Consider the following 3,392-nt stretch of genomic DNA (forward strand, 5'->3'; position numbering starts at 1 on the left):
GCACCGTATTCGGGCTGAACGAAGAACAGATCGCAGATTTCTTCTCGACCTGGGGCGTTGGCGCCTTCATCCTCTTCATGCTGTTCATTATTGGCGAGATCGCCTACAAGTCGAAAGCCGGCAAGACGGGCACCTTTGTGCTCTTCTTCGTGCTGGCATTCGGCATGGTCGGGTTCATTGCCAAATCAGTCATTCAGAAAATCTGGGGTATGTAAATGTCGCAATCCGAACGTTATGATGGCGTTTCCGTGGTCAAGAAGGCCAATGTCTATTTTGATGGCAAGTGCGTCAGCCACACCGTGGTGCTGGCCGATGGCACGAAGAAGACGGTCGGCGTGATCCTGCCGGCAAGCCTGACCTTCAATACCGGCGCGCCGGAAATCATGGAAGGCGTCGGCGGTTCGTGCCGCGTCAAGCTCAAGGGCGAGAGCGAATGGAAGACTTATGGCGATGGCCAGTCTTTCAAGGTGCCGGGCAATTCCAGCTTCGACATTGAAGTGGTTGCCGGTGATGCTTACCACTACGTCTGCCATTTCGGGTAATCGCCATGCCGAGCTTTGACTTCACCTCCGAGGCGGACATGGTGGCGTTGAAGAACGCCATTGATGTCACCTCACGCCAGATCGACAATCGCTACGACTTCAAGGGCACCAGCGCCAAGGTCGAGTTGAATGAGAAAGACAAGGTCATCACCCTGTGGGGCGACTCTGACTTCCAGCTTGATCAGATCAAGGACTTGCTTTTCCCGGCCATGGAAAAGAAGGAGAAGGAAAGCGTCAAGCGCCTGGATCACCAGAAGATCGTCAGCGTCTCCGGCAATAAAGTGAAGCAGGAAATGAAGATCAAGGATGGGATCGACAGCGATCTGGCCAAGAAAATCGTCAAGCTGGTCAAGGACGGCAAACTCAAGGTCCAGGCGGCGATTCAGGGCGAAACCGTGCGTGTTACCGGCGCCAAGCGGGATGACCTGCAGGCCTGCATTGCGCTGATTACCAAGTCGATTACCGATTTTCCGATCAAATACGGCAATTTCCGGGATTAAGTGCCCGGGATTAAGTGCATTTCCACGGTCAACCGGGCTTGCTACGGTCTACCGTAAAAAACGGCCAAAATTAAAAACCGGACTGCGCAAGCAGTTCGGTTTTTTATTGAGGATTCAGCACGCCAGCCCCTTGATCCACACGGAATAAAGTTGCTCCGACAACTGGCGCATGACCGGAAGTTTGGCCGGAGTTTCAGCCAGCATGGTTTCCGGCGTCTGGGCGCTGGGCAGGTCGGCGACGGCAACCGCTTCATCGGCCCATTGTTCGCTCCATGTGGCAATCATTTCCGGCGTCATTTCGACATGGCATTGCATGGCAAGGTGTGGGCCGATCACGAACATCTGGTTGGCGCAGTAGCCATTGGACAGCAGGCGGGTGGCGCCGCTCGGGAGGCTGAAGGTCTCGCCGTGCCACTGGAAAACCGTGCCGCTCTGGCCGGCGAAGTCACCCAGCCAGTGGCGTGCCGTGGTGTTGTCCTCGCCATGCGCGCTGCTCCAGCCGATCTCCTTGACGGGATTGCGCGTAATCTGCCCGCCGAGTGCCTTGCTCATCAGTTGCCCGCCGAGGCAATGGCCGATGACTGGGATATTTTTCGCCGCCGCTTCGCGGATCAACGCGCAGACCGGCTCTATCCACGGCAGGGGATCGTTGACGCTCATCGGCCCGCCCATGAAACAGAGCCCTGAAAAACCGTCGACGCTCGCCGGCACTGCAGCGCCTTCGTCGAGGGCAATCAGTGTCCATGGAATCCCTTGCTGCTCAAGGAATATGGCAAAATACCCCGGACCTTCAGTGGGGGAGTGGCGAAAGATGGCGACAGGGTGCATGGCGGCGTTGGGATTCAGAGGAGTGAAGCGTCATTTTACGCTGCTTGCGCTGTTGGCGTTGCTGCTACCCGGCGCAGGAATGGCACAAGATGTCGGGCTGGCCGGGATCATGGGCAGCAAGGCCATGCTCATGATCAATGGCGGCGAGCCGCAGGCCGTACCGGTCGGCAAGACGGTGGACGGCGTCAAGTTGGTCTCCATTCAGGAGGATCAGGTGATCATCGAGGCGGCGGGGCGGAAACGACCGCTGCGCATCGGCCAGCATGCCATCGGCGTTGCCGGGGGCGATGGTTCAGGGAAAATCATCATGACCGCCGACGCCCAAGGGCATTTCTTCACAACTGGCACCATTAACGGAACTTCTGTCCGCTTTCTGGTAGACACCGGGGCGTCCATGATTTCGCTGGGGGCCACCGATGCCCGGCGCATCGGACTCGATTTCAACCGTGGTCAGAAAGCCCTGACCAATACGGCCAATGGCCAGGCCGTGGTGAGCAAAATTCAGGTCGATACGGTACGGATCGGTGACGTGACGATGCACAATGTTGATGCGCTCATTCACCAGAACGACATGCCGATCGCCCTGCTCGGCATGAGTTTTCTGAACCGCATGGAAATGCAGCGCGATGGCAGTACCATGACACTGAAAAAAAGATTCTAGGAGAGAGAAATGCCCCAAAAAGATCAGGAAATTACCTTGTTGCGTGATGAACTGGAAATGCTGATGGGCGAACGCCAGGCGCTGTTGCGCGTGGCTGGGGCATCGGCCGTGATGATTGCCAGCATGGATAGCAAGCGCTTACCGGTCGGCGCCATCGAATCGGCTGACCTGGTGGCGACGACCATTAACGACCTTTCCGAAGAAACGCTTCAGGACGCGCTGGCTGCGGTCAACGCTGAAATCGAGGAAGATTCCAAGGCCGCATGACGCTGGATCTGGAGCGCCTGCGCGCCAGCCTGTTAGCTGAGCCGCTGAGCGGGCATTTCGTCCAGGAAGATGGCGTCGACGACCTGCCGCTGACCCCGGCAGCGGTGCTGTTTCCAATTGTCCTGCGCGATGGTGGCCAGACGGTGCTGCTAACCCAGCGCACTGCGCATCTGCGGGATCACGCCGGGCAGATCAGTTTTCCCGGTGGGCGGGTCGAGGCAGAGGATCTTTCGCCATCGCACACCGCGCTGCGCGAAACTGAGGAGGAAATCGGTCTGCCGCGCGAACGTATTGAAATCCTCGGTTTTCTGCCCGAATATCGGACAGGAACCGGCTTTCGTGTGACCCCGGTGGTTGCCCTGGTCCAGCCACCGTTCGACTTGCGGCCGGACCCGTTTGAGGTAGCCGAAGTCTTCGAAGTGCCGCTCGCCTTTCTGCTTGATCCGGCCAACCATCAACAGCATTCGCTGCATTATCGCGGCGCACTACGTCATTACTTTGCCATGCCCTATGGCGACTATTTCATCTGGGGCGCCACCGCCGGCATGATTCGCTCGCTGAGCGAGCGTCTTGGCCTTATCCAAGGGGCCTGAG

7 protein-coding genes are annotated in these 3,392 nt (G+C 58.0%); 6 read left to right on the plus strand and 1 reads right to left on the minus strand.

Annotation, left to right across the window (positions count from 1 at the left end; genetic code table 11):
- The 3 genes from ADADOO_RS02965 to ADADOO_RS02975 all read left to right on the plus strand — a co-directional run.
- Positions 1–215 (plus strand): DUF2788 domain-containing protein (locus tag ADADOO_RS02965; RefSeq protein ID WP_511274876.1); only part of this gene is annotated, 215 nt, incomplete at its 5' end.
- The gene (gene ppnP / locus ADADOO_RS02970; protein ID WP_511274878.1) at positions 216–542 is read left to right on the plus strand and encodes a pyrimidine/purine nucleoside phosphorylase; all 327 of its coding nucleotides are present in this window, start codon (positions 216–218) and stop codon (positions 540–542) included.
- A gap of 5 nt (positions 543–547) precedes the next feature.
- The gene (locus ADADOO_RS02975; protein ID WP_511274880.1) at positions 548–1,042 is read left to right on the plus strand and encodes a YajQ family cyclic di-GMP-binding protein; all 495 of its coding nucleotides are present in this window, start codon (positions 548–550) and stop codon (positions 1,040–1,042) included.
- Positions 1,043–1,156: 114 nt separating this feature from the next.
- On the opposite strand, the gene ADADOO_RS02980 is transcribed toward ADADOO_RS02975, so the two are convergent.
- Entirely contained in the window at positions 1,157–1,870 is a 714-nt protein-coding gene (locus tag ADADOO_RS02980; protein WP_511274882.1) for a type 1 glutamine amidotransferase, read from the minus strand.
- Here ADADOO_RS02980 and ADADOO_RS02985 point away from each other — a divergent pair.
- From ADADOO_RS02985 to ADADOO_RS02995, 3 genes are read left to right on the plus strand one after another with little or no spacing between them, the layout of a single operon-like run.
- Complete coding sequence (locus tag ADADOO_RS02985; RefSeq protein WP_511274884.1) at positions 1,869–2,531, plus strand: retropepsin-like aspartic protease family protein; 663 nt, start codon at positions 1,869–1,871, stop codon at positions 2,529–2,531. The two genes, ADADOO_RS02980 and ADADOO_RS02985, sit on opposite strands and share 2 nt — an antisense overlap.
- Positions 2,532–2,540: 9 nt before the next feature.
- On the plus strand, positions 2,541–2,798 hold the full coding sequence (locus ADADOO_RS02990; RefSeq protein ID WP_511274886.1) for a hypothetical protein: 258 nt from the start codon (positions 2,541–2,543) through the stop codon (positions 2,796–2,798).
- A complete protein-coding gene (locus ADADOO_RS02995) occupies positions 2,795–3,391 on the plus strand; it encodes a CoA pyrophosphatase (protein ID WP_511274888.1) in 597 nt (198 codons plus the stop codon). Before ADADOO_RS02990 ends, ADADOO_RS02995 begins: the two co-directional genes overlap by 4 nt.
- The last annotated feature ends 1 nt before the right edge of the window (position 3,392 follow it).

Source organism: Azonexus sp., assembly GCF_036170495.1.
In the GTDB taxonomy this organism is placed as follows: domain Bacteria; phylum Pseudomonadota; class Gammaproteobacteria; order Burkholderiales; family Rhodocyclaceae; genus Azonexus.